The sequence below is a fragment of the Sphingobacterium yanglingense genome, from assembly GCF_004363245.1.
Classification (GTDB): Bacteria; Bacteroidota; Bacteroidia; order Sphingobacteriales; family Sphingobacteriaceae; genus Sphingobacterium; species Sphingobacterium yanglingense.
On the sequence record NZ_SNYV01000011.1, the window covers coordinates 549,496 to 574,853 of the forward strand.

Sequence of the window (25,358 nt, forward strand, 5' to 3'; positions counted from 1 at the left end):
AACATTCTAACCATCAAAAAGCACTATTAGTTTGACAAACAACCTAATACGTTATAGTGCTTATTTTTTTGAACCAAAACACGCACGTTTATGCATGTTTTGGTTTTTTAATTGCTTAGCTTAGCTCCAATTTTTAACCCAATCGCACCATATAATGAATGCAATTCGCAATTTGACCTGCGTACTTGTGTCTGTTTTTTCCTTACAGATAGGCTGGTCACAAACAACAACTCCTTCCAAAACTTGGCATCATGATAACAAAAATGCCAATCAGGCATGGGGAGTATCTACTGCCGATGCTTACAGTTGGCTTAAACATGAGAATATCAAGCTGAAACCTATCGTTGTCGCAGTAATCGATGGCGACTTAGACATAAACCACGAAGACCTAAAAGCGAGGTTGTGGCAAAACCCTAAAGCCAACACGAAACATTATCCCAATGCAAATCATGGATGGAACTATCTAGGGACAAAAGACGGTGCTTTGATTACCAAGGTTGGCACAGAGTCTTTTAGGGAATACAAACGACTTCGTCCTAAATATGAAGGCAAAAAGCGGGATAACTTCACTAAAGCTGAAGATATTAAAGAATTTGAGTACTTCCTGTCTGTAAAAGCAGATTCAAAAGTTCAAGGATATCTTAATTTCTTTCCTTATATCAAATTAACCTATGAGGCGTACCAGCTTACCGATTCTCTGTTAGCATTGTCATCTACAAACCACAATTCTATTCCATTGAAAGAAGTTGCAAACTTAAAAAATGCGGATACGCTAAAACAGCAATATATAGATGCCGCTGTACGATCCAGTTATAAATTTGCTGATACAACCTCTTGGGGACTTATTTATGACTATCAAAAGAATGAATACTTCACTGCTATAAAACGCATTGAAAGCTTAAACAACACTTCAAATCCTAGAGACAGTATAGGTGATAATCAAAGGAATATCAAAGATAAGTACTATGGAAACAACCAACTGGTTGATTCAAACAGTTATCATGGCACATTTGTAGCTGGACTTATCGCCGCAGCTCGCAATAATGGTATAGGAGTAGATGGAATTGCTGATAATGCCCTTCTTATGGGGATTCGCGCAGTACCTGATGGTGACGAGTTTGATAAAGATGTTGCCCTGGCAATCCGTTTTGCTGTGGATCATGGAGCGAATATTATCAACATGAGTTTTGGAAAGTACTTTTCACCGGATTCAAAATGGGTAACTGATGCGCTTCACTATGCCTTAAAGAAAAACGTACTCGTTGTACAGGCCGCTGGAAATGATGCAAAAGACCTTAATGTGGTGGCAAAATATCCTCAAGGCCCAGCCATCACGAACAAAAAACAGGACTCTTATCTTATCGTTGGTGCGTCCACTCCAACAGGAAGCCGTGCTAAGTTCTCTAATTTCGGCAGTGAGAAGGTACACGTGTTTGCACCTGGCGATAAAGTTACTTCAACGATGACAGGTAATGAATATAACACTGCAAGTGGCACCTCTTTTTCAGCGCCTATTGTCTCAGGAATAGGAGCAGTCGTATGGGGAGCGTATCCCAAACTAAAAGCATACGAAGTTGCTGAAATCATAAAACTATCAGCACAACACAACAGCACGCAGGAACTGGCAGAACAAGCTATTGTACCAGGTGTAGCTAATCTATTGGACGCACTTAAAATTGCAAAAGAGTATGTGGAAAAATAGCATTCTTTTCACAAGCTTGGCTATCTTGAGCCAAGCTTGGGCTCAAGAGCCACCTTCACCATTCCGATATGAATCTGCCGGCTCTCTCGTACTGAACTCGAGCTTAAATCTAGATTGGTATGAAAACACTTTTTACTACCGTTGGGAAACCCCCAATGGTACTTCTTTTTATAGAGGAAATGTAGCGCAAAAGAGTCCGGAATTACTGTTTAGTGAAGGGGATGTAAAATCGGCACTGGAGAAAAGTGGTGTTACTGACCTAAAAAACTGGAAATTGTATCGGGCAGAACCCTTCAATAGAAAGAATACGGTCAAGTTTAGTTATAAAGGAACGGATTACCTCTATGACTGGAAGAAGAAAGCGCTAAACAAGTTTGAAACTCCTAAAAAGAATGCCCCATCTTTATCAAACTCACGTAAAACTGCAGCTCCTTATTGGCAAAAATTCAACGCGGACAACTCGATGTACATTTTTGCCAAAGGCAATCAATTATATCTACAGCGGAGTGAAGGAACGGCGGCTGTCCGTCTAACAGATGATGGAGTAGCGGATTTCTCCTTTAATACTTCATCTTTAGGGGCTCAAGACACAAGTAAGCAAGGAAACACGAATGCTATCTGGGCAGGTGATTACATCGTTTCTTGGCGTGAAGATAAACGAATGGTGAATGAAATGAGTGTTATAAACAGCCTTCAACAACCTGCTCCAGTAACCAAGACATATAAATTCCCCATGCCTGGAGATGCCGAAACCTCCAAGTTCGCGATAGAAATCTGGAATTCAAAAACACTAAAGAAGACCACGGTAGATATTGTAACGGAGAAAGACCAACGAGTGATATTGCCCGGACAGTTGGTAAATGGAAGAACTTACCTTTTTGCGCCGCGTCTTGGAGCTGACAGCGAAGGAGTTTATTTTTTGCGTAGAAATAGACGTAACGATATCATCGAATTGTGTCGTTTGAATTTTTCTTCTGCAAAAGTAGAAGTGCTGATTAAGGACAAAACGACACCTCATTTGAATGAGCAACTATTTAGCGTCCATATATTGGATAAAACAAAGGATATCCTTTTCTGGTCTGAACGGACGGGATATGGTAAATATTATCGATACGACCTTTCTGGAAAGTTGTTGAATAGGGTAGGTCCTGCCGGCGATTATGTTGCGGGGGGAATACACTACCTAGATACGGCATCGAATGCATTATTTATAGATGTATATGGTTTTGAGAAAAACAACAACCCTTATCTAAAGCAATATCTCAGAGCGAATTTGAATAGCGAAACCGGGAAGTTGCTTACGAAAACACCTGGTGTGCAACATAGCATTACGCTATCGGACAACAAACGTTACTTTTTAAATCAGTATTCTTCTATAGGTAAAGCGGGCGGATATGAGCTCAGAGATACGTCAGGGAGATTGGTTATGAATATAGGTGAAGCGGATATGAGCAAACTGCTTGGTACAGGATGGAAAGCGCCAGAGCAGGTTAAGGTATTGGCAGCTGATGCTGAGACAGAGTTGTACGGCTTGATATATACACCTCGAAACTTCGATCCGACTAAGAAATATCCAGTAATAGCATCAGTCTACCCAGGTCCACAAGACGATTTTGTGCCGCATAGTTTTATTGTTGATGACAACTATCATCAAAGCTTTGCTGATTTGGGGTATGTCATCGTGCAATTACCTTCACGTGGTTCTTCTCCATACAGAGGATTAAAATTCCATAGCTATAGCTACGGAAATATGCGTGACTATGCATTAGCAGATAATAAAATCACTTTGGAGTCTTTGGCTAAAGACAGGCCTTATATGGATCTTGATAAAGTCGGGATATTCGGACATTCCGGAGGAGGATTTATGTCTGCTACCGCTATCTTAACCTACCCCAAATTCTATAAAGTAGCTGTAGCTGCATCTGGAAACTATGACCCTAATATATACACACAATGGTGGGGCGAGACCTATCATGGACTGAGTCCTGACGGTAAGAAGGCGTATATACCGACAGCTGTAGAGCTGGCTGCAAACCTAGAAGGAAAACTACTTTTAATAACTGGTGATGTAGATATTAACGTACATCCTGCCAACACTTTTAGACTAGCTGACGCATTAATAAAAGCTAATAAATATTTTGATATGATGGTGCTCCCGGGGAAAGATCACGGTTTAGGAGATGCTTACTATCAAAATTTGATTCATAATTACTTTAAAAACCATTTAACTACAAAGAATGAAGGAGAGTAGCCAAAAAAGGGGCTATCCTAGTAAACTTATGGCTCTGCTGCTGTGGGGATCGGTCGCTCAGATCGGAACTGGAATTACTTATGCTCAAGAAAACAGTGCGGTTGTACAGAAACAACAGATCACTGTGAAAGGAAAAGTCGTAGATGAATACGACAATGCAATACCTGGAGCAACCATTACGGTGCTTGGTAGCAATCAGCAATTAGTTGCTGATACGGAAGGAAACTTTAACGTAACAGTAGCGAAAGGAACTAAGCTACGTGTATCATTTGTCACCATGGTACCTGTAGAAGTTACTGTCGCTTCTGAGAAAACGCTTAAAGTTAGATTACAATCTTACGATATCAATATCGGGGAGGTCGTCGTAACAGGATATGGGCAAACTACAACTAGACGGACTACAGGCTCCGTGGCTGTTGTAGATGGCGACAAACTGAAAGATCAACCCTTATTCAATGTCGACAAATTATTACAGGGTAAGGTAGCCGGGGTTAGCATAAAATCGGTTTCGGGACGACCTGGAGAAAGTGCACAGGTACGTATACGTGGCGCCAACACCATTACAGGAAATGCGGAACCGCTATGGGTGGTAGACGGCGTACCTTTGCAAAAGGATATCCCAACCATTTCCTCATCACAGATTAAAAACGGTGATTTTAACACTATTTTCTCCGGGGGGCTTGCTGGCATCAATGCCAACGACATCGAGAGTGTTACGGTATTGAAAGATGCTTCGGCGGCAGCAATCTACGGTTCGCGTGCAGCGGGAGGGGTTATCGTTGTGACAACCAAACGCGGTAAAGCGGGACGGATGCAGACGAGCTACTCGAACTACTTCTCGGCGAATGCCCGTCCACAACGCATGATGGATCTGATGAATTCGGAAGAGAAAATTGCTTGGGAAGAAGAGCTATGGAGACGTTTCTCGAAAACTGAATTTGAAAAGAACGGACAGTATCCAGTAATCGGTTTGGTAGGTGCGGTTCGAGCAGGTAAAGGAGAATACAAAGGGTTATCTAGATCTCAGCAAGACGAGATATTGGAAGAAGCAGCCTCGCACACAACCAACTGGTTTGACGAGCTTTTTCAGAACTCGTTATCACAAAGCCATTACTTAAGTATGTCTGGCGGTAATGAACGAAACAGGTATTACATATCCACAGGTTATGGCACAAATAATGGTTTGGTAAAGAAGACTTCACACGATCGCTATAATCTATCGGCAAAGATTGATATCACACCAAATGATCGCTTGTCTATTGGCCTAAATACAGATCTTGCTGCTCAGACCTCCAAAGAGCCTTCGGTAGGGCAAGATCTATTCAAATACGCTTATTTTGCAAATCCTTACGAGCGAGCTTACAATACAGATGGGTCATACCGCGGAGACAGAACTTTCTATAGTCTAAAAGAAAATAATGGCGGTGGGTTTGAGCTTAAAACACCTCCTAATGGCTATAATATCTTAAGGGAAATTGACGAAACGTACGGAAAAACAGATAACTACTCTGGAACTATTACGGCTAATGTAGGGTATAAAATCATAGACTTATTGCGTTTTTCTGGAATTGCTTCATATTCGTATACGAACAACCAATCAGATAATATCAACGGTCGTTACACGGGAGCAGCATTCAGTGATCGTCTTTATTTTGATTCCTATCCGTCGAAGCGTCAATACGGCTCTATAACACAGACTTCATCCAATAACTCGAGTTATATGCTAAGAGGACAATTTGAAGTTGGCAATTTCTTAAAAGGCAAACACTATATATCTGCTTTAGCAGGTACAGAAATCCGTTCACAACGTGCCAAATCTATTTTCGCAAAGCGCTATGGCTACGATGAGGTAACTGGTAATTCATCAATGCCTGTACCACCTGCACCAATAGGGAACGACAAGGTGGATTATAATGGCTACATCTCCTATGCAGCAATGGTAGACGGCCTATCTGGACAAAACCGCCAGGAAGATGCATTTGCTTCGTTTTATGTTTCGGCAGATTATAGCTATGATCGTAAATATACGTTAAGTGTAACAGGACGTACCGATGGGTCAAACAACTTTGGCTCCGACCAACAATTCAACCCGACTTGGTCCGCAGGTTTAGCCTGGAATATCGATCAGGAAGATTTCTTTGAGTCTCTTTCTTCTGTATTCAGTAGACTAAGTCTAAAAGCAGCAACAGGTTATACAGGAAACATCAACCGTACGGTATACCCACAGTTGATCATGGACTACCTGCCAACTTTCCGTAAATCAGAAGATGATTACTATAGAATGGGGCGGATAGGTAATGCTCCTAACCGTAACCTTCGCTGGGAAAAAACACAAGATTATAAGATCGCTTTAGATTTCGGACTTTTCAAAAACCGTATTACAGGTTTGGTCGAATACTATCAAAGAAATAGCAGAGATTTGGTTACGGATCTAAGAGTGGCATCTACAACAGGTTTTAGATCACAGAAATTCAACACCTCTTCTGTAGAGAATTCGGGATTGGAGCTAACTCTTGGCGGCACGATAATAAAGAAAGAAGATCTTACCTGGACTATATCTACGAACGTAGCATACAACCAAAACAGGCTAACAAAGTATAGTACTGCATCAGGTACAATTAGTGGAACTTCTAGTGAACAGATTGGATATCCATTGAATAGTATTTTGTCGGGCAAGATCCTAGGAATAGATCCAGGAACAGGTATCTATCGTTATGCATTGCGCCCTGATGCTATGGTTATGTCATTTAATGATTTACGTGACCCTAATAATTACGTCTTCTACTTAGGTACGAGCACAGCTCCGGTGACTGGTGGTTTTAGTACGAGTGTGCAGTATAAAGACTGGTCTCTTGGCTTAGGGGGTAACTTTAGCTTCGGCAACAAAATCGTAGACGAAATTAATACACCAACGAATTACAGTAGTATAGAAAATAAAGGATCAGGTACGCGAGAAAGCATCCCAACGAGTTATAATGACTTGTATGTACATCAATTGAATGTCACTCGCGATAGAGCTAACGTATGGACAGAGGATAATCCGATAACAGATGGATACCCGCGCCTTATCGATTATTATGGACCTGCACTAGGTTTAGACCAGACTAATCCTACAGGTAGTAGCATCACAAAAGCATCTATGCTGAAGAACGTGTCTTATGTCCGTTTCGGGTCGGTGCATGTTGGTTATAATTTCAAAGAGGCTTTATTGAAAAAAATAAAGCTTAGCAGCGCGGGATTAAATTTCTCGGCCAGTAACTTATTTACGATTACAAACTATGACGGAATAGATCCAGAGACACCTGGAGCTGTGTATCCATTGACTCGCTCATTCTCGTTTGGTTTAAATATTGGGTTTTAATCATGAAAAAGATTTTTATTATAGCTTTTATAACATTGGGGCTAGGCAGTTGTACCAAGTACCTTGATGTAAAAACATACGGCAAAGCTGTTCCTGAAACATCAGAAGAGTTTTCTGCATTGTTGCATACGCATCTTAACGAAATTGATTACGGTGGAAACCATGCCTTACTGGAAAACGTGGGTGCATTGTTGGATATTGAGGTCATTACAGATAACTTTTCTTTACCGTTGACCTTGTCAGGTGGTCGTAACTTACCGAAGTATATCGGATCTTCATTAAACGGGAAGCAAAGACGATATGAAAACTTGTACGAGGTAATCCGTGACGCTAATATTATTATCAACAATATGAAATCTGTCACTGGGCAAAAAGATAGAAATGTCTTGGGTACAGCACATTCGTTAAGAGCAGTGGCTTATTACTATCTATTGAGAGAATATTGCGAACCGTATACAACAGATGACAAACAGGGGCTACCTATTGTTAGAGACTTTGATATGGAGGAACGTCCTGCACGATCTAGCTATGGACAGACTGTAGCTTTCATCGCAGATGAGTTTGAGAAAGCACTAACTTATGGTGTCAAGGACGAGATTTATCGTTATACAGCCGATGTCACCAAAGCATATCAAGCTCGATTTTATTTTTGGATAAGAGATTGGGAAAAGGCCTCAGTTTTGGCCAAAGATATTGTAGACAAATATCCATTAGTAAAGGGAAAAGAGTACATTGATATGATACAGAGTAAGCACACGAAGTTGAAAAACGTACTATTGAAATCCTACCTCTATGCGGGGGCAAATGATCAAGAGAACATCAAAGAACAAGAGGCTAGCACACAAAGACCTTTAAGTAAGTCGTTTGCGGATCTTTTTGTGGAAAAGGAAAAAGATGTTCGATATGAATTATCATTCGATAAAAAAAGGATTAACAACAAGGTATTTAATGGTAAAGTGCGCTCAGCCGAATTTCAATTGATATTGGCTGAATCCTATGCACATTTAGGAAAGGAAGATCTTGCGTTACAAGCAATCAATAAGCTACGAGCGCACCGAATCGAGGATAATGTAGACTTGACAACAGCTACTTTACCAGCAGTAGACGCAAAGTCTTTGATAACTGTAGATGCAGAAGGAAAGCCCGTTTCAAAATTGATAAACTTGATCCTTAACGAAAGACGAAAAGAACTGTATGCCGAGGGAGACCGCTTTTTTGAATTGAAGCGTAACGGACGACCTGAGTTTTGGTCGGCAGATAATGGTCTTAAATATACAACATATAAATACATGTATACCTTTCCTTTGCCGAGAGTTGACATGGAAGTTGTATCAGGTTTAGTACAAAATGAAGGCTACAAATTGTAATACGATGAAACTTATATATACATTAATCAGTACGATACTTATCCTTTTAGCGATCACGTCTTGTAAAAAGCTAGACGAAGTGTCGCCAAGAGTAGAGACAGGAATTATCCGAGACTATAATTTACCCAAACCTACTGTCTTAACGGAAGATGAGCGTAGCCTAGTAGAAAAGGAACGTTTAGAGTATGGAGCACTTACAACAGAATAAATAGCATGAGAAATAATATTAGAATTATTTTTATGATTTTATTGTCCTTTATCGCAATATCTTGTATCAAAAAGGATGATTATAAGCTGATGACCGTAATTGGTCTTACTCAAGAGTCATATGGCATAGATCGAAATAATGAAACAACGCTTACTGTTTTAGCCAACAGCCCCGTAAATGGAGACGTTCGTTTTGTAATAGCTGGAGATCTAAAAGAAGGAATCGATTATGAATTAGTAAATAAAACATTCTCTTTTACGAATACGACAGCAGCATATGTGAAAATTAAGTTTTTGAAAGAAGTTCCTCAGGAGGCTACCTTAGATATTTTGTTACTCCCTGTGGATTTTGGCACCTTGGCATTATCTAAAGCTAAGATTGGTCTGAACCTAGGAGAAGCTGTTATCTATACATTCGACCAAAACAAATATGAAGTGAGTGAAACAGGAGAGATAGCAGTTACACTAAGCACTGTGATCGGTACATTTTCGAATGAAATGCCTATGACACTGGAGGTAGAAGTCGATACAAAGAGGTCTACTGCTAAAGAAGGACTACATTTTAGCTTCTCAGAAGGAAGTAAAATTACTGTTCCTCAAAGAAGAAGCAAGGGAACGATGAAGATTAAACTGTTAAAAGAAGAAGCAGGGAAGAATAAGATTGTCTTACGATTGAAGAATCTGCCTAAGGGATTTTATCCAGGTAACTATGATGAGACCGAGGTCAGTCTCGTTTCGACGACATTTGAGCGATTAACTGGGTCTTGGAAATATGTAGCTTTCACTACTTATGACTATTTAGATCTAAATACATCATGGGCTGATGATCCGTCCAAACTACCAGTAAATAATTCAGCGGCTGACGTACTTACATTTGATCACAATGAGTTGTCTGTATCTCTTTCTGGTAATATGAAAAATTATTTTAGGGATACCGAATTGGTGAAAAAAGCAGATGTAATTCAGATGTTGATAGAAGCTCCTGGATTCCCTCCTCCTAGGGTAAATGTGATGATGACAGAGGGCAAGGCGAATGTAACATTCTCTGCTACTAAAGAGGTGGTACGTAACGCTCAGATAGGATTTCGTATTACTACAATAAATGGGAAAGAATACCTTGAGGTAACGATAGGTGATTTCGAACCAGTAGACTTTTTACAGAATACCTACGAAATGGTAAAAGATTGGGGATCAAATCCTATTATGGCAGACTACCCAATTCGTTATCGTTTTGAACGTATAAAGTAAAATACGATTTTGTTCTAAAAATAGCTTAAAAAAGCGGAGTCTCTATTGGGGCTCCGCTTTTTTAATGTCCGTTACAAAATCAGGCTTATACCATCTTTGGCTCCCGAGCCGCCTTATATATCCCCGTAATGCCTAAGACTATTAACTCAACTCTTTCTGGCTATTTGCACGCTCTTGCTTGAAGGTCGTATAATCACAACCATATTTGTAATTAGCACAACCAAACATTTTGGAAACTCCAGTTCTACCAGATATATCCTTTATGAAACGTAGTTCGCCGTCACAATGCGGACAATGAGCTTGGGAAAGGGGAGTTCCCACATAATCGGTATACAATTCCCGAAGGAAATTAGATTGTCTATTCTTATCTGCTAAAAAATAAATTCGTTCCTTAGCCCGTGTCATTGCAACATAGAACGCTCGACGTTCTTCACCATTAGCATACTCATCTTCCCCGGTGAGCAGTAGTTTCAGAATGCTATCGTCGCTCAATCCAGCAGGAAAACCATACTTCCCTGTCTCACAATTCACCAAAATTACCACGTCAAACTCTAAACCCTTAGAATTATGCACCGTATAGAAATCGATACGCTCCTTCAATTGCAGTTGATTGTTACGAACGGTATTGCCATGACTATCCACCTGGATATCTCGCAAAATCGTATGGACTAATAAACAAGACTTCTTTGTTTCAACCAAGATGCTAGCTGTAGATTCAAACTGCCTTATATCATGCTGATAGCGACCTAGTATACCTATTTTTTTATTTAGTATTCCATCACCATACTCCTGAAATAGCTTCTGTAATATCTGAAGCAGTGTTTCATTAATAGCGACACCGTTTTTCTTACTATAATCAAAAAAGACCTTTGTTTTCTGTTCCTTTCCACTACGCAATGCTTTCTGAATCTGACTAGGATTCTTAAGAATGAAACCCGACGAGATACTAAGCAAAGGATTAGAAAACCGATATGTTGTTTCAATCTTCTTAATAAGTGTATATCCAAAATAATCCTCAAATCTCTTAAACAAAGTAAGGTCACTGCCGGAGAAGCGATAGATAGATAGATAGATTGCCAATCATCTCCAACCGCAAACAGCCTACAATAAGACTGCCGTTTCAATTCCTGCAGTAAGCTATAGCGGTTTATCGAAATATCCTGAAACTCGTCTACAATAATATATTTATAACAATGCAGATAAGTGCCTTTAGTTACCTCCAGCGTAGCCTGATTAATCAAGTCATTAAAGTCTAATTTCTTAGAATCTTTCAATCCTTTTTCATAACCATTGTATATTTGCTTAACGATATTTAGCAGGTCTACATTCCTATCTATTAATTCAGAATCCGCCTTAAAAGTAACCTTATTTCTCTTTACTATCTCTTTAAAGCTTGTACTGTTCGATTTAAAGAGATTAATAAATGTATTCCCCAACTTAAGTACGGCATCTATTTCCCTTCCATAAGCTTCTTCCAACAGTCGATAGACTTCGTTATTTGATTTTCTAACCAAGTGAACCCCATATTCTTGAAGATGCGCGATTAGATTTTCCTCCACTGTTTTGTCGCTAAACTCAAAACTATAAGATTGTATCGATTTGGTCCGGTTAGCAAGGTGTAGATTCTGTTTCCACTCTACCAGCTGTTGATAATCGCATCCTATAGTTTGACTTTCAAAAAATCTCGGGTTGCCATCAGGCCTGGATAATGAATGATGGTCAAGGAAAATGATATGCTCTTTCGGATTAGGACAGGACTTAATACTATCCTCGTCATATCCATTGATGTATATACTAAAGGTCGGCCTATAATTATTTTTGTACTTACTGCAGGTTCCAGTATGTTTTATATTCTCGAGATACGGATAGCTTGCTTGATAAGAGTAGGAGAGGCCATGAAGGAATAAAAAGTTGGCGATATAGCAATGCTCCCCATCCTTGGTGACACGGATAGTTCCTTTGGACTGTTTATTTACAAAGTACCTACGCTTACTCAACATATCCTTAATCGACTCAAAATCGCTATCCTTCAAAAATTGTATATAATCTGCATAGGATTCAAAATCGTTCTCATTTTTAATGGGGCGCAAGCCGTTCAGTACAAAATCGTTGAATGACGCTAAATAGTTTTGGTTCTGAATCAGCTGTTGATGAACCTCTACAATAAGTGAATCGGCTTCATTCGGAGCGATTACTTGAGGTTCTTTACCCTTACTTTTCAAAATATGGTACCCTAAGGCGTGGAATGTTCTACAATCTATTCCTAATTGTCCGCTTTTCTCTTTCAAATCATCTACGTTCTTTTTTGCAAAAGACAGCACAAGGATTTCATCTGGCTTGGCCAGTTTTTTGTGTAGAAGATATTTAACCTTACCCAACACTGTAGTTGTCTTTCCACAACCTGCACCAGCAATAACAAGCGTATTATCATCATTAGATACAATTGCGTCCACCTGTTGCGTATCCAAAGGATGGTCAAACAGAGTACCAAAATAACCCGCTAATCTGATCTTCTCACTCTCGATATACGCGTTGTTATGTGTTTCCCTTAAGCTATTTGCGTTGCTCTTATAATACACAATCGCATGATATGCCTCGTGTAGACTTGAATCCATCTCATGATCTTTTGGGATAGTATAAGTTGGAAGCTGTTGGCTTATAAAGCTCAGCTTATTATCCAACGTCGTCCATGAACAATATTCTGCTTCAAACGGAAGTACCGTATTAAATATATGATTGATTTGTGTTTTATAGGTATTCAGATACTCGGCATAGCCCATTCTATCTGCCTCATTCTCCTCGTATTTCTGTTTGTTTTTTAAATAATTATACCTTATGACTAAAGCGCCAAGGCTAATAATAATCGCTATCAGAATACCAGAGAATGTGACCATGAAGACTTATGTGTGGAGCGAATATACAATATTCACTCAATTTTAAGCTCCTTTGTATTCAGGTGTGGAAAACTATAACAACTACAACGTCTCTTTACCCCTTGCATATTGAGATACCCAGGGAATGTCGACCTTTAGCTCATGGGCGAACTGAAGAACAAGGTGAGGATTTTGTAGAAAACCTCTGCCTATAAGTATAATATCCGCCTGATTCTGTTCGATAATTTGCTCCGCTTGCTTTGCATTCTTTATTAGACCTACTGTCCCTGTAAGTAGCCCAGTATCTTCTTTAATCCGTTGCGCAAAGGGAACCTGATAGTTCTCTTTAACCGTAATTTCCTGATGTCTCACTGCTCCACCCGAAGAAACGTCAACAACTTCAACTCCCATTGTTTTCATAATTTTAACAAGCTCTACAGACTCTTCTAGGTTCCATCCACCTTCTGCCCAGTCCGTAGCAGAAATCCGCACCCATAGTGAGCGATTTTCCATGGCAGGCCATATAGCAGTGATAATATCAAGGAGAAAACGTATCCTATTCTCAAACGAACCTCCATACTCGTCTGTACGTTGATTAGTAAGCGGAGACAGAAATTGATGGATAAGATACCCATGAGCGGCGTGCAATTCTATCACATCATAACCAATCTCTATTGCGCGTACAGTTGCTAAACGGAATGCATCTATTATTTTCTTGATTTCGACGATATCCAGCGCAATGGGTGGATTTTCTTGCGGATAGTAGGGTATAGGAGAAGGTGCTACCGTCTGCCACCCGTTTGGTTCATCCGGAGCTATCTGAGCACGGCTAATCCATGGTTTGTCGGTTGAAGCCTTACGTCCTGCATGTGCCAACTGTATACCGATGAGGCCTCCCTGACCGTGCACAAAGTCTACTATATCCTTTAGCGGAGCCATATGCTCATCTTTCCATAAGCCTAAATCACCATAAGAAATACGTCCTTCAGCAACTACTGATGTCGCTTCCTGGATTATCAATCCTGCTTTTGCAATTGCAAATTGTCCCAAGTGCACGAGGTGCCAATGGGTAGCGAAACCGTCTAATGCTGAATATTGACACATAGGAGAGACCACCAATCTGTTGGAGAGGGTTTGATGTCTTAATGCTAGAGGGGAGAATAGTAAACTCATATTTATAAAAATAAGCTATTTTGATTAGACTAGGGAAGTCTCACCTCAAAAAAAAACTATGAGCTTAAAATAGTGTACATTCTTCAAAATAAAAGAATAATTTGGCTCTACAATAGACCATCTTGTTATTCTAATACATCTTTTTTATACCAATTACTATCCAAAAGTGGGTATATTGATGAACTCTAAATAATTAAAGCATCATTTATGATGTTATATATAAGTTATTAATTTTGAGTCTTATCTTTGATAGGATATTACCACTTCATTAATATGGAAGAAAAAGCAGAAAACAAGAAAGTTGGGATTAAGGAAATCGCCAAACTAGCGAATGTATCCATCGCTACTGTAGATAGGGTCCTTAACAACAGGAAGGATGTTTCGGACAAAACAAGGGCCAAGGTTCAAGCAATTATAAAGGAGCACAACTATCAGCCCAATCTTTACGCGCGAGCACTTTCTGTAAAGAACAATCTGAGCTTTGCTGTTTTGATTCCCAAGACATCCTCACAGACCGGTTATTGGGATCTATGCCTCAAAGGAATAAAACAAGGCATTGAAGAGTTTAGTACTTTTGGAATAAGTATAGATATTTTCTTGTACGACCAGGAGGATGTACGGACATTTTTAAAAATGTCCGAAGATGTTTTGTCTCGAAACTTTAACGCTGTCGTCATTGCGCCTATCTTTATTACAGAAACAACCCGCTTTGTCGAAGAATGCAAAAAACGTAGGATAGAAAGTATATTTGTCAATTCCGATATTAAGGGTTGTTCTTCACTTGGCTACATCGGTCCCGACCTCTATAGCACAGGACGACTTGCCGCCAATCTTACTTCTTACTTAGTACCCGCAAATTCGAAAGTACTTATTCTAAATATTGCGCGTGGCTTGCAAAACTATGCCTACCTGAATACCAAAATTGAAGGATATACCGATTATCTTAATAAATTAGATAGAAGCTTCGAAATATTGAACATAGATATCCCGTCCAATAATTATGAAGAAATCGCGATAGATCTGTTGAGACATGTAAACAATATCGAACCAGACTTAATCTTTGTCACCAATTCTCGTGTTTCTGTTGTAGGCCGCTTTTTTGACGAATATAGAAATATAAAAAAACCACATATTATTGGTTTTGATTTCCTAACTGAAAATGTGGATTTTCTAGCTAATGGGATGGTCGATTTTTTAATTTGCCAAAGACCAGACAAACAGGGATATCTAGCGCTCAACTACCTTTACAGACATTTTCTATTAAAAGACGTAAAAGAGAACTTCAAACCTATGCCTATTGATATACTCACGGTAGAGAACTATTTATTCTACGAAAATTAAAAATAAATTGGAGGATGTCCTTTCTTTTCATATATTTAAGCTCTATATCCAATATGTAAATCATTACTTCTTTAAGTATGGCACAGAATCTATATTTATGTACGGTTAATTTAATCAGTAATCATTATTTGGGGCGTTTTTCCATTTTTTTTACCAACATCTCGTTAACGTTACCGAAATGATTGATCAAAGCACCGTCCCAAGGAACAGTTATTACGTCTAAAGCAGATTCTAACCTATTTTTATAAGAGATAAAGAAAGAGTATAACCCAGTAAAACCTAGAACAATGCAAGCACTAACCAGACCGATAAAACTAATTTTTCTGATTGCGTATGTAATTTCCCTGAATTCCTGTAACCCAGGCAACGGTGGAAAAATAATAGATTATGTCAAGGTTTCAGATCAAACATATTTGTCTGTAACCGAAATCGTCGATGGCCTTGATGTTCCTTGGGACATGCAATATAACCCTACGACCAATTCGATATTTTTCACCCAGATAAAAGGAAAACTTGCCGAATTAGACTTAGAGACAAACAAAGTTAAAGAACTATATCAAGTACCAAATGTATATCATCACCGAACTTCGGGCTTGCTAGGTCTAGCGATTCATCCGGACTTCAGCACCAAACCCTATCTTTATATATGCCATACCACTAAGGAACAAGACTCCTTATTCAGCGAGCTAAGACGTTTGGAGCTAAAAGACGGAAAAGTTGTAGCCAACCACTTACTTCTCAAAATACCAGGAGGGTCGGGGCATAATGGATCTAGATTAGCTTTTGATAACCATAGGATATTATATTGGGCTACCGGTGATATACATTCCATGACCCATGCTCAAGATTCCACTACACTCAATGGAAAAATCCTGCGTATGAACGACGATGGCACTATTCCGAAAGACAATCCAATAGAGAACTCTTATGTATATGCATGGGGCTTTCGGAATATGCAAGGCATGACCTTTACATCTAACGGAAATCTTCTGACATCCGAGCATGGTGATGCCATTGAGGACGAAATCAATTGGATACGACCATTACACAACTACGGCTGGATACAGATTGAAGGCTACCATGATACGCCTGAAGAGATTGAAATAGCTCGAAAAAGTCCTCGTACCGAACCTATAAAAGCTTGGACACCTGTCGTCGCACCTGCAGCTTTAAAATACTATAGTTTTACTCAAGTGCCAGAATGGAATAATAGCCTTTTATTAGGCACATTGAAAGACCAGTCTTTTAGGATACTAAAACTCAACAACAAACAGAATCAAATACTTGAAGAAGATGTCTTTTTAAAAGACAAATATGGCAGAATTAGAGCTATTACCGTAGACAAAAAAGGGAATATATATATTTCTACAAGCAATAGAGACTGGAAACCCCAAGTGAAATTCCCACTAGAGACCGATGACCGAATCCTAAAGCTCTCCAGAGTCGACTATAAACCTACATCATTCATCAGCAAAGAACCAAAGCAGGATAACGAGAAGATGGATGCAAAGACCCTTTATCAATCCTACTGCGCATCATGCCATAAAGCCGATGCCAAAGGCACAGCCGGTAGTTTTCCCTCATTGATCCAGTCGAACATAGTGGCCAACGACAAAAACTTCATTCACACGATACTGAACGGGTTGACCACGACCACAGCAAATGGACAGCTTGTATACGATTTACCGATGCCTTCCTTCTCCTTTTTAACGGATGCTCAAATAGCCGATGTAGCTAACTATATCCGGACAAAAACCACAATCAAAAATCCACCTATAGATGTAAAATTTGTAGAGACCATACGTAATCAGAAACTATAAACCATATGAAAAGAATACTCAACATATTAGGGCCTGGCATCATCACTGCCGCTCTTGTTTTTGGCCCGAGCAAAATGACAATAACATCAAAAATGGGAGCTGACTATGCCTACTCCCTGATATGGATTGTTTTTGTGGCCCTATTTTTTATGGGCGTCTATACAGCAATGTGTTCTCGCATCGGAGCCTCTCAAGAAAAAAGCCTATTGACCTTAATCAAAACCTATTTCAATAAGCCGATTGGTATTGCGATAGGTATTGGCGTGTTTTTGGTCGCTACATCTTTCCAAGCTGGAAATAGTATTGGTGTAGGTATTGCTATAGGCGAGGCCACAGGCACAGCTCCTTATATATGGGTTATTGTATTTACCATCTTAGGAATATGCCTTTTGTTTTTCCCTTCATTCTACAAAGTAATGGAGAAACTGATGATAGCACTAGTATTGCTTATGCTTGCTTGTTTTGTTGCTACATTATTCCTGGCGGAGATAGACATCAAAGAGTTTGGCAAGGGTCTTATTCCATCTATCCCAGACGGATCGTTGGGGCTAGTTATTGCTTTTACAGCATCTTGCTTCTCTTTGGTGGGCGCATTCTATCAGAGTTACTTAATACAGGAGCGCAAAAAAATGAGTACTGAAGGTATCAGTATAAAAAAAGCGGAACGAGGAGGCTTCGTTGGGGTAGGGATCCTAGGATTTATGAGTCTTGCGGTCATGGTTTGTGCGGCTGCGGTTTTATTTCCCAAAGGCATACATGTCGGTAGTGCAGCAGAAATGGGCAAAGCTTTAGAGCCTTTGTTTGGCAAACATGCGAGTTCTCTCTTCTTCGTCGGTTTATTTGGTGCCGCTTTCTCCTCCTTAGTAGGTAATGCAACAGTTGGAGGAGCCCTCTTAGGGGACGCACTAGGTTTTGGCAGTAGCTTGAGTAGTACAAAAGTAAAGTTCCTGATTTCAATAGTCATGATACTCGGCTGTATTGTGGCTGTTAGTTTCGGGAAATTGCCTTTGGAACTCATCGTTATCGCACAGAGTATCACTATCTTCCTTGTCCCGTTCATAGGTGTTTCTATTTATGCAATTGCTAATAGCAAAAAAGTAATGGGAGATAAGGCGAATAATCTATTCTATAAAATAGTAGGAGCCCTTGGTCTGCTGGTAATATTGATTTTAATGGTTAGTAATGTTTACGATATGTTTTTAAAGTAATATGGAAAATAAAATTTTAAGAGAATTAGAAGAAAAATACACCAAGCCATCTGCTGATTTCTTGGCGGACTTGAAGAATATCGACGGCGACTTTGTTTTTCTAGGAATAGGAGGAAAGATGGGGCCGAGTATGGCCAAGCTACTTATCGATGGTTTAAAAGCATTAGGTTTGAAGCGCAAGGTATACGGTGTATCCCGCTTCTCGGACAAAGAGGGTAAAAACTATTTGGAAAGCTTAGGCATAGAGACTATCGCGTGCGACTTACTCGATGATGATGCTTTACAACAATTACCCGATGTAAAGAACGTTATATACCTAGCTGGGTTCAAATTCGGCGCTGTTGGTAAAGAAGACTTTACTTGGGCAATGAATACCTACCTTCCAGGAAGAGTAGCGGACAAGTTTAAAAACTCTAGAATAGTCGCACTTTCATCCGGTAACGTATTGCCTTTCGTTCCCGTTACATCGGCAGGGGTAGACGAAGAAGTTGATCCGGAACCTATCGGTGAATACGCACAAAGTACCTTAGGTAGAGAGCGTATTTTCACCTATTTCAGTAAAAAGAACAATACACCAACACTTCTTTATCGCCTCAACTATGCTGTCGATTTTAGATACGGGGTGGTCAGAGAAATTGCAAAGCAAGTCTATAATGAGCAAGCTATTGACCTTACGAGTAATAATGTCAACGTGATCTGGCAACACGATGCCAACGAGATCGCTATACGCAGTCTTTTACACACAGCTTCTCCAGCAAAAGTGCTCAATGTAACCGGGCCAGAGATATTATCCATCAAGTGGGTTGCCGAAAAAATAGGGCAGGGTTTAGGTAAAAAAGCAATATTTATCAATGAGCCGGAAAACACCGCATTATTGAATAATGCCGCAGAATGCCATCGCTTATTTGGCTTTCCTAAGGTCGGTATATTAGAAATTATAGATATCACTGTACAGTGGATACGCAATAATGGTGATGAGTTTGGTAAGGATACACATTTTCAAGAGAGGAAGGGTAAATTTTAATGAAAAGACTCGATAAAGACAAAAAAGAATTACTATTCGCAGGTACAGTTTTACCTGCCAACCCGCTATGCTTAAATGAGCAACGGCAATTAGATGAAGAAGGACAGCGATTACTGACCAAGTACTACATCGCCAGCGGAGCAGACGGCATCGCTATTGGCGTGCATTCCACCCAATTTGAGATACGTCTACCAGAACACAATCTACTCGAAGATGTCTTTAGAATCACCAGTGAAGTGGTAGACTCCTGCAAAATCGACAGGCCCTTCATTAAGATAGCCGGGATAGTTGGTCCTACAGAACAAGCGATTTCCGAAGCCGAATTAGCCGTTAAATACGGATACGACATGGGGCTATTAAGTATGGGTGGACTGCAGGATTTGACAGAGGAAGAGATATTAAAGCGCACTGAAGCCGTTGCGCAGATTATACCTGTATTCGGTTTCTACCTACAACCATCTGTTGGTGGTCGGATATTCACCTATGACTTTTGGACAAAATTTGTAGCTATCGATAATGTTATCGCCATCAAGTGCGCTTCGTTTAATCGTTATCAGACTCTAGATGTCGTTCGTGCAATTGCCAACTCCCCCCGAAGAGACGATATCGCATTGTACACCGGTAACGACGATAATATTGTTGCAGATTTACTATCGCTATACAAATTCAATGTTGATGGCCAAGAACGGACTGTACAATTCAGAGGTGGTCTCTTAGGACATTGGGCCGTTTGGACCAGTAAGGCTGTAGAATTACTTAAATTGGTTAAAGATTTCAAAGCCAATCCGAGCCATGAAAAATGGGTACATTTACAGGTTCTGAACAATCAAACTACCGATGCCAACGCCGCACTATTTGACGTAGCAAATGATTTCCACGGCTGCATTCCAGGTATACATGAAGTCCTGCGCAGACAGGGCCTTATGAAAGGCATTTGGTGTTTGAATCCAGACGAAGTTCTTTCAGAAGGACAATATGAAGAACTGACGCGGATTCAGAACGATTATCCCAACTTAAATGATGATGCATTCGTCAATGAGTTTTTAAAGCAACAGTCATCGAAGGCATAAAATGGTAAGCAGTTTGCTATCGATGTAATGTTAGCCTGTCGGTACCATCCCCCAACGGTCATTTCGAAAGGGGATAGGTATCGACTTTTTTCTCTTTATCAACCCTTCAATAGCAGTTTCAATATCAGAAGCCATTATCCGCTACAAATTCTCTCTCTTACACCTGCGAATCGTAAATTATGGTAACTAATCGTAAGTGAAATAACTTTTTTTCAATAGAAAGTTTGTTACTTCGGGTATAATTTAGAAACATAACTTGTAGTCAAACGTACTTCACTTATATGCTTATTTCTAATTTTCAACTTCGATAGACATGAAACTAACAACATGTATTAAATCCGCTCTGTTGTCTCTCATCATATTACAGCAACAAAGCAACGCCCAGACAACAAACGACAAGCGTATCAACGCTTCTCCACGAATGGAAGAAAAAGTACTGCATGAGCCTTATTTCAACTACTATTTAGACTTCCAGAATTATGCTACCAACAAGACGAGTAGGTACCCCGAACTTTATAAAAAATATACCCTGGTAGATTCAATGCCCATATACTATCCTGTCACCAAAAAAGCAGAAGAGTACCCATCACCATGCTATCAGATTATGAACGATGGAACCGTCAAAACTGGGATGTCCTATCATTATACTTTTTTGTTGCAGCTATTCTATAAGCGGTTGAGCTGTCTTAAAGATGGTAGCAAATTAGACCCAGACTTTATGAAGTACCAAGCTTTTGACTCGTTTGATTCGGAGACCGTCCGCGAGTCTATAGAGCTGCTCGAACTGTATGACAAGAAAAGAATAAAAGAAGGTGAGTTGGACGGATTATTTGAAAGAGCTAAAATTCTCTTTAAGCAAGAAGAGTATAAGCACTCCAATGCAATTTTTTCCTTTCTAGCTACGGTGGATGAACATTATCGTGAAGCAGCTTTTAATAATGTCGGTTTATCATTTTACCATCAGAAATCATATCGCAAGGCACTCGACTATTTCGAGCGCGCCATTACACTTTACCCTGAGGGCTACTTAGGTTATCTTAACGCAGGTGCCGCACGCACTTACCTTCCAGTTGATTTGGGTGACTATAACCCCAGCATTTATTACTTCAAGAAAGCTTACGAACTCGCTCCAAACAACCCCAATGTTATCATGAACTATAAAAACGCGGTGAAACAGCAACTCGGACAAAGAGGAATTGACATACAAGACTAAAGATCACTATTAAATATGAAACCTAGAGAGTACATAAGGCAGACCATTTACGCAATCGTAATAACATCGACAATTTCATGCAACAATACACCCAAAACGATCGAATCAGACCTAAGAAGAGATACACCAACTATTAAATACCTGTCCGGTTATTACAATCCTACCGATGACACTTGGGAAAAGGCCGACACCGCCTATGAGCAGATTATTCGCTTCGAAGGAGATAGCTTAGCATTCTTCTCTAAACAAGGCGATAGTGGACTACCCAATACAATCGGTGTAATTGATAGGAGTGGACGGGTATGCGTGCAACCTATCTATTTTAGCAGCACTTTGAAGCCCATGTACGGATTCTGGGAAGTACAGGATAGTCTACAAAAGGTGGGACTGGTGGATTTAAAAGGTGACGAAATTGTAGCTCCACAATACGATGACATATTTCTTATCTCCGAATACATGGAAATAGATCCTAATCTCATTAAAGTTAAAAAAGAGGGGAAAGAAGGATTTATAAATCGCGAAGGAACCATATTAATTCCGCTTACCTATGAGTCATTAGTACTCGCGGGCAAAAACCGGATTATGTTCATGCAAGCACCACAGCAATGGGGTATTATGGATTACCAGTCCAACGTTATTGTCACCCCCATCTTCACCCATTCTGCAACCTTTGAAAATGGCACAGCACGCCTACAGCAAGCTAATGGAGAGACCTATCTGGTAGAAGAGGATGGTCATATGAAAAAAGCTTTTTAAAAAGCTTTGAGAGAGGAGAAACAAAAAATCCCCATATTGCTATGAGGATTTCTGTGCGCCCACCTGGGCTCGAACCAGGGACCAAAAGATTATGAGTCTTCTACTCTAACCGACTGAGCTATAGGCGCGGTTATTTTGTTTACCAAAAGTACAACTTTATTCCCTTTTGGTGATGCAATTATCGATATTTGTAACGAGAAAACAAAATTTTAAATGCAAAAAATTGAAAATATTATTTTGGATTACGGCAATGTAATCTTCATGATTGACTTTGTGAAATCGCAAGATGCTTTTACTCAATTAGGTATCCCCAGTGCTAACGAAATATTCGCTCATCATGGTCAGATAGCATTATTTGATGATTTTGACAAAGGAATTGCGACTCCCGATGATTTTAGAGAGGGCATCCGAAAATTGACCGGTAATTTCGAGTTGACCGATTTAGAAATTGATACCGCTTGGAATGCATTATTGATTGGAGTACCTACAGGAAAACATGAACTACTATTGGAACTAAAGGCCAAATTCAGAACCTTCCTCTTGAGCAATAATAACGCCATACATTATGCTTATTGTATGCAGCATATACAAGAGACTTATGGGATCAAAGATAACACTGTCTTTTTTGAGCAGACCTACTATTCGCACTTGATGGGTATGCGCAAACCCGACCAAGAAATATTTCAGTTTATACTAGAGGAAAATGGACTTATTCCAGAGCATACACTATTTGTTGATGATAGCCCTCATCATTTAGCAACCGCTTCTTCTTTAGGTATACATACGGCATTATGTACAAAGGACAATCCATTAGAAAAAATCATGAAAGACTGGAAATTAGTTTGATTTTTTTTAGTTTTTTAAATATTATCTATTACCTTTGCATCCACAAGAATTTTATACAAGGAAAGGAGGTATCAGAACTATGATTATCGTAAATGTAAAAGAAGGAGAATCTTTAGATAGAGCATTGAAGCGTTTCAAGAAGAAATTTGAGAAAACTGGAGTATTACGCGAGCTACGTTCTCGTCAAGCTTACGAGAAGAAATCTGTATCTCGTCGTATCCAAGTGAAAAAAGCTATCTACAAACAAGGATTACAGCAAGAACAAGCGTAACTATTGTTTACAGCATAAAGGAGACCAACTTATTAAGTTGGTCTTTTTTGTTATATACATATATCATTTGTCAACAAACAGAACTATTTATTTCTTATTGAGCACATTACGAAAAAACAGTCAAAATAAGTCATTTTTCTTTTCTTAAACTGACTTAAAATTGTATCTTCGTGCTCGCTTAGGGAGAGATGTCTGAGCGGTTGAAAGAGCAGACCTGGAAAGTCTGTATACGGGATGACCGTATCGTGGGTTCGAATCCCACTCTCTCCGCAAAAGAAACTTCATCGAAAGATGAAGTTTCTTTGTTTTATAGGGGATGAGAACACAATGGGGTTCGATTCATACAAAAAAAACCTTCACCAAAAGATGAAGGTTTCGTGTTATAAGGAAATACTCCTTGCCGCTGCTTGGTTAAAAATCAAGCAAATTCTCTTCTAAATTTGAAGACTGATGTTCTAACAGCTCCTTATAAAACAAATCTGCCTGCTTTCTGGATAGCATTTGGTGTTTTATATAGTGTTCTTTACGATACATTGCTGCTCTCAAAAAGTAAGCCTGGAACTCTGTCAGATCGTAGCGACCGTAAAGATTAAAGTATATACACATATCACCCAGAAACTCCACCACATAGTCAGAAGTCTTTTCATCCAACTTTTGCGACCAACCTATCACCTCACAGTAGTTAAGATGCGGTAGGGTGTTCGAAAACTCGATCCGTTCTTCCGTAGTACCACCCACCAACAGTTCCAAATCCCTCGTATTGATCGTAATCGTCTCTTCAAAGTCTATGCTATCTTTAACCAATTGTCCTACCAATTCATATTGTCTATCCTCATCTATAAAAAAATCTGCCGTGATCACCACCCAACCCGGCTCTAGCTGCACTGAGGGAACTCCAGACATTTTCAACACGGTTTTACAAGCCTCATTATAATCTACACCATCTTCACGATTAAAAGCGAAAACCCGCATTTGCGTATTATTCTCTTCCTCATGGTAGTACATTTTACAATCTCTATATTCTCCCACTTCCCACAAGATATCAGACAGCTGATAATAGTCATCCGGTTTTTCCAGCGAGGTATCTTTTTCTTTATACCCATTAAAAGCAAGGTAACCCCCATTCATCATTCGACCATCTACCTCATACGTTACGCCCTCGTGTTCATAATCCATACTTAGGAACGAAAGATAATCCTTTCCGAAGCCTTCTTTATACTGCGAGCTCATCACCGGCGAACTTCCATCCGTACTGTAAAGGACAATAGAGGTGTCTCCATTTGTATAGATATGATAGGCCAGGCGCTCCTTATACCTGTACTTCACGACAAAGGAACTATCAGCTTCCAAGATTCCTGTTCTGTCTAATCCCACATACGAGCTCGCATAACCAACTGTGCCAATCAGTAATCCAAATAGTGCAAACACTAAATTTCTAGTTTTCATTCTTTAAATCATTTATGATGTCAAAAGTAAAAACCAGCCCTTATTTTACGAAGCCGTATTTACAATTCGCAAACAAACTTTATAATCCGCTTAGCCACCATCGGAATCTTACTTTTTTACTGGCAAATGTACATTCTGTTTCGTATTTTGACAGGTATATTAAACACGCTCTTTCTCGCGT

The 25,358-nt window shown here is 39.6% G+C and carries 19 protein-coding genes and 2 tRNA genes; 16 read left to right on the top strand and 5 right to left on the bottom strand.

From position 1 onward, the window contains the following. Positions 1 to 154: 154 nt before the first annotated feature. The 6 genes from CLV99_RS04470 to CLV99_RS04495 are packed head-to-tail and all read left to right on the top strand — an operon-like array spanning position 155 to position 10,136. The gene (locus CLV99_RS04470) at positions 155 to 1,702 is read left to right on the top strand and encodes a S8 family serine peptidase (RefSeq protein ID WP_133583285.1); all 1,548 of its coding nucleotides are present in this window, start codon (positions 155 to 157) and stop codon (positions 1,700 to 1,702) included. Beyond that, positions 1,689 to 3,953 carry a S9 family peptidase gene (locus tag CLV99_RS04475; protein WP_133583286.1) on the top strand — a complete coding sequence of 755 codons (2,265 nt, stop codon included), beginning with the start codon at positions 1,689 to 1,691 and terminating at the stop codon, positions 3,951 to 3,953. Before CLV99_RS04470 ends, CLV99_RS04475 begins: the two co-directional genes overlap by 14 nt. Further along, the gene (locus tag CLV99_RS04480) at positions 3,940 to 7,314 is read left to right on the top strand and encodes a SusC/RagA family TonB-linked outer membrane protein (RefSeq protein ID WP_211348412.1); all 3,375 of its coding nucleotides are present in this window, start codon (positions 3,940 to 3,942) and stop codon (positions 7,312 to 7,314) included. The genes CLV99_RS04475 and CLV99_RS04480 overlap by 14 nt, the downstream gene beginning before the upstream one ends. Positions 7,315 to 7,316: 2 nt before the next feature. Beyond that, the gene (locus CLV99_RS04485) at positions 7,317 to 8,681 is read left to right on the top strand and encodes a RagB/SusD family nutrient uptake outer membrane protein (RefSeq protein ID WP_133583287.1); all 1,365 of its coding nucleotides are present in this window, start codon (positions 7,317 to 7,319) and stop codon (positions 8,679 to 8,681) included. 4 nt (positions 8,682 to 8,685) lie between these two features. Then, on the top strand, positions 8,686 to 8,889 hold the full coding sequence (locus CLV99_RS04490) for a hypothetical protein (RefSeq protein WP_133583288.1): 204 nt from the start codon (positions 8,686 to 8,688) through the stop codon (positions 8,887 to 8,889). A gap of 5 nt (positions 8,890 to 8,894) precedes the next feature. Then, on the top strand, positions 8,895 to 10,136 hold the full coding sequence (locus tag CLV99_RS04495) for a hypothetical protein (protein ID WP_133583289.1): 1,242 nt from the start codon (positions 8,895 to 8,897) through the stop codon (positions 10,134 to 10,136). Positions 10,137 to 10,277: 141 nt separating this feature from the next. Here CLV99_RS04495 and CLV99_RS23355 read toward each other — a convergent pair whose 3' ends face one another. The 3 genes from CLV99_RS23355 to CLV99_RS04510 form a co-directional block, all read right to left on the bottom strand. Continuing rightward, a complete protein-coding gene (locus CLV99_RS23355) occupies positions 10,278 to 10,778 on the bottom strand; it encodes a 3'-5' exonuclease (protein WP_394347251.1) in 501 nt (166 codons plus the stop codon). A gap of 125 nt (positions 10,779 to 10,903) precedes the next feature. Beyond that, a complete protein-coding gene (locus CLV99_RS04505; protein WP_133583291.1) occupies positions 10,904 to 13,030 on the bottom strand; it encodes a UvrD-helicase domain-containing protein in 2,127 nt (708 codons plus the stop codon). A gap of 81 nt (positions 13,031 to 13,111) precedes the next feature. Next, complete coding sequence (locus CLV99_RS04510) at positions 13,112 to 14,182, bottom strand: NADH:flavin oxidoreductase/NADH oxidase (RefSeq protein WP_133583292.1); 1,071 nt, start codon at positions 14,180 to 14,182, stop codon at positions 13,112 to 13,114. 273 nt (positions 14,183 to 14,455) lie between these two features. Here CLV99_RS04510 and CLV99_RS04515 point away from each other — a divergent pair, with 273 nt between their 5' ends. From CLV99_RS04515 to CLV99_RS04545, 7 genes are all read left to right on the top strand, one after another. Beyond that, positions 14,456 to 15,523 carry a substrate-binding domain-containing protein gene (locus CLV99_RS04515; protein ID WP_133583293.1) on the top strand — a complete coding sequence of 356 codons (1,068 nt, stop codon included), beginning with the start codon at positions 14,456 to 14,458 and terminating at the stop codon, positions 15,521 to 15,523. Between the two features lie 287 nt (positions 15,524 to 15,810). Beyond that, on the top strand, positions 15,811 to 17,343 hold the full coding sequence (locus CLV99_RS04520) for a PQQ-dependent sugar dehydrogenase (RefSeq protein ID WP_133583294.1): 1,533 nt from the start codon (positions 15,811 to 15,813) through the stop codon (positions 17,341 to 17,343). 5 nt (positions 17,344 to 17,348) lie between these two features. After that, entirely contained in the window at positions 17,349 to 18,551 is a 1,203-nt protein-coding gene (locus tag CLV99_RS04525; protein WP_133583295.1) for an Nramp family divalent metal transporter, read from the top strand. Between the two features lies 1 nt (position 18,552). After that, positions 18,553 to 19,575 carry an NAD-dependent epimerase/dehydratase family protein gene (locus CLV99_RS04530; protein ID WP_133583296.1) on the top strand — a complete coding sequence of 341 codons (1,023 nt, stop codon included), beginning with the start codon at positions 18,553 to 18,555 and terminating at the stop codon, positions 19,573 to 19,575. Continuing rightward, on the top strand, positions 19,575 to 20,645 hold the full coding sequence (locus tag CLV99_RS04535; RefSeq protein WP_133583297.1) for a dihydrodipicolinate synthase family protein: 1,071 nt from the start codon (positions 19,575 to 19,577) through the stop codon (positions 20,643 to 20,645). Before CLV99_RS04530 ends, CLV99_RS04535 begins: the two co-directional genes overlap by 1 nt. A 313-nt stretch (positions 20,646 to 20,958) precedes the next feature. Further along, positions 20,959 to 21,858: a tetratricopeptide repeat protein gene (locus tag CLV99_RS04540; protein WP_133583298.1), complete on the top strand. Its 900-nt coding sequence runs from the start codon at positions 20,959 to 20,961 to the stop codon at positions 21,856 to 21,858. Between the two features lie 15 nt (positions 21,859 to 21,873). Beyond that, positions 21,874 to 22,614, top strand: a complete 741-nt coding sequence (locus CLV99_RS04545) for a WG repeat-containing protein (protein WP_133583299.1) — start codon at positions 21,874 to 21,876, stop codon at positions 22,612 to 22,614. A 54-nt stretch (positions 22,615 to 22,668) separates the two neighbouring features. Here CLV99_RS04545 and CLV99_RS04550 read toward each other — a convergent pair. Next, positions 22,669 to 22,742, bottom strand: a tRNA-Ile gene (locus CLV99_RS04550). 85 nt (positions 22,743 to 22,827) lie between these two features. Here CLV99_RS04550 and CLV99_RS04555 point away from each other — a divergent pair. The 3 genes from CLV99_RS04555 (at position 22,828) to CLV99_RS04565 (ending at position 24,001) form a co-directional block, all read left to right on the top strand. Continuing rightward, on the top strand, positions 22,828 to 23,460 hold the full coding sequence (locus CLV99_RS04555) for an HAD family hydrolase (protein WP_133583300.1): 633 nt from the start codon (positions 22,828 to 22,830) through the stop codon (positions 23,458 to 23,460). A gap of 79 nt (positions 23,461 to 23,539) precedes the next feature. Beyond that, on the top strand, positions 23,540 to 23,731 hold the full coding sequence (rpsU, locus tag CLV99_RS04560) for a 30S ribosomal protein S21 (protein ID WP_133584053.1): 192 nt from the start codon (positions 23,540 to 23,542) through the stop codon (positions 23,729 to 23,731). 182 nt (positions 23,732 to 23,913) lie between these two features. Next, positions 23,914 to 24,001, top strand: a tRNA-Ser gene (locus CLV99_RS04565). A gap of 141 nt (positions 24,002 to 24,142) precedes the next feature. Here CLV99_RS04565 and CLV99_RS04570 read toward each other — a convergent pair. Continuing rightward, positions 24,143 to 25,177 carry a hypothetical protein gene (locus CLV99_RS04570; protein ID WP_133583301.1) on the bottom strand — a complete coding sequence of 345 codons (1,035 nt, stop codon included), beginning with the start codon at positions 25,175 to 25,177 and terminating at the stop codon, positions 24,143 to 24,145. Positions 25,178 to 25,358: the final 181 nt, after the last annotated feature.

Bases quoted from the DNA above. Each gene is read 5' to 3' on its own strand.
- CLV99_RS04470 (WP_133583285.1), top strand. From the start codon at position 155: ATGAATGCAATTCGCAATTTGACCTGCGTACTTGTGTCTGTTTTTTCC.
- rpsU (WP_133584053.1), top strand. From the start codon at position 23,540: ATGATTATCGTAAATGTAAAAGAAGGAGAATCTTTAGATAGAGCATTG.
- CLV99_RS04490 (WP_133583288.1), top strand. From the start codon at position 8,686: ATGAAACTTATATATACATTAATCAGTACGATACTTATCCTTTTAGCG.
- CLV99_RS04475 (WP_133583286.1), top strand. From the start codon at position 1,689: ATGTGGAAAAATAGCATTCTTTTCACAAGCTTGGCTATCTTGAGCCAA.
- CLV99_RS04555 (WP_133583300.1), top strand. From the start codon at position 22,828: ATGCAAAAAATTGAAAATATTATTTTGGATTACGGCAATGTAATCTTC.
- CLV99_RS04545 (WP_133583299.1), top strand. From the start codon at position 21,874: ATGAAACCTAGAGAGTACATAAGGCAGACCATTTACGCAATCGTAATA.
- CLV99_RS04510 (WP_133583292.1), bottom strand. From the start codon at position 14,182: ATGAGTTTACTATTCTCCCCTCTAGCATTAAGACATCAAACCCTCTCC.
- CLV99_RS04530 (WP_133583296.1), top strand. From the start codon at position 18,553: ATGGAAAATAAAATTTTAAGAGAATTAGAAGAAAAATACACCAAGCCA.
- CLV99_RS04520 (WP_133583294.1), top strand. From the start codon at position 15,811: ATGCAAGCACTAACCAGACCGATAAAACTAATTTTTCTGATTGCGTAT.
- CLV99_RS04485 (WP_133583287.1), top strand. From the start codon at position 7,317: ATGAAAAAGATTTTTATTATAGCTTTTATAACATTGGGGCTAGGCAGT.
- CLV99_RS04495 (WP_133583289.1), top strand. From the start codon at position 8,895: ATGAGAAATAATATTAGAATTATTTTTATGATTTTATTGTCCTTTATC.
- CLV99_RS04505 (WP_133583291.1), bottom strand. From the start codon at position 13,030: ATGGTCACATTCTCTGGTATTCTGATAGCGATTATTATTAGCCTTGGC.
- CLV99_RS04535 (WP_133583297.1), top strand. From the start codon at position 19,575: ATGAAAAGACTCGATAAAGACAAAAAAGAATTACTATTCGCAGGTACA.
- CLV99_RS04480 (WP_211348412.1), top strand. From the start codon at position 3,940: ATGAAGGAGAGTAGCCAAAAAAGGGGCTATCCTAGTAAACTTATGGCT.
- CLV99_RS04570 (WP_133583301.1), bottom strand. From the start codon at position 25,177: ATGAAAACTAGAAATTTAGTGTTTGCACTATTTGGATTACTGATTGGC.
- CLV99_RS04525 (WP_133583295.1), top strand. From the start codon at position 17,349: ATGAAAAGAATACTCAACATATTAGGGCCTGGCATCATCACTGCCGCT.
- CLV99_RS04540 (WP_133583298.1), top strand. From the start codon at position 20,959: ATGAAACTAACAACATGTATTAAATCCGCTCTGTTGTCTCTCATCATA.
- CLV99_RS04515 (WP_133583293.1), top strand. From the start codon at position 14,456: ATGGAAGAAAAAGCAGAAAACAAGAAAGTTGGGATTAAGGAAATCGCC.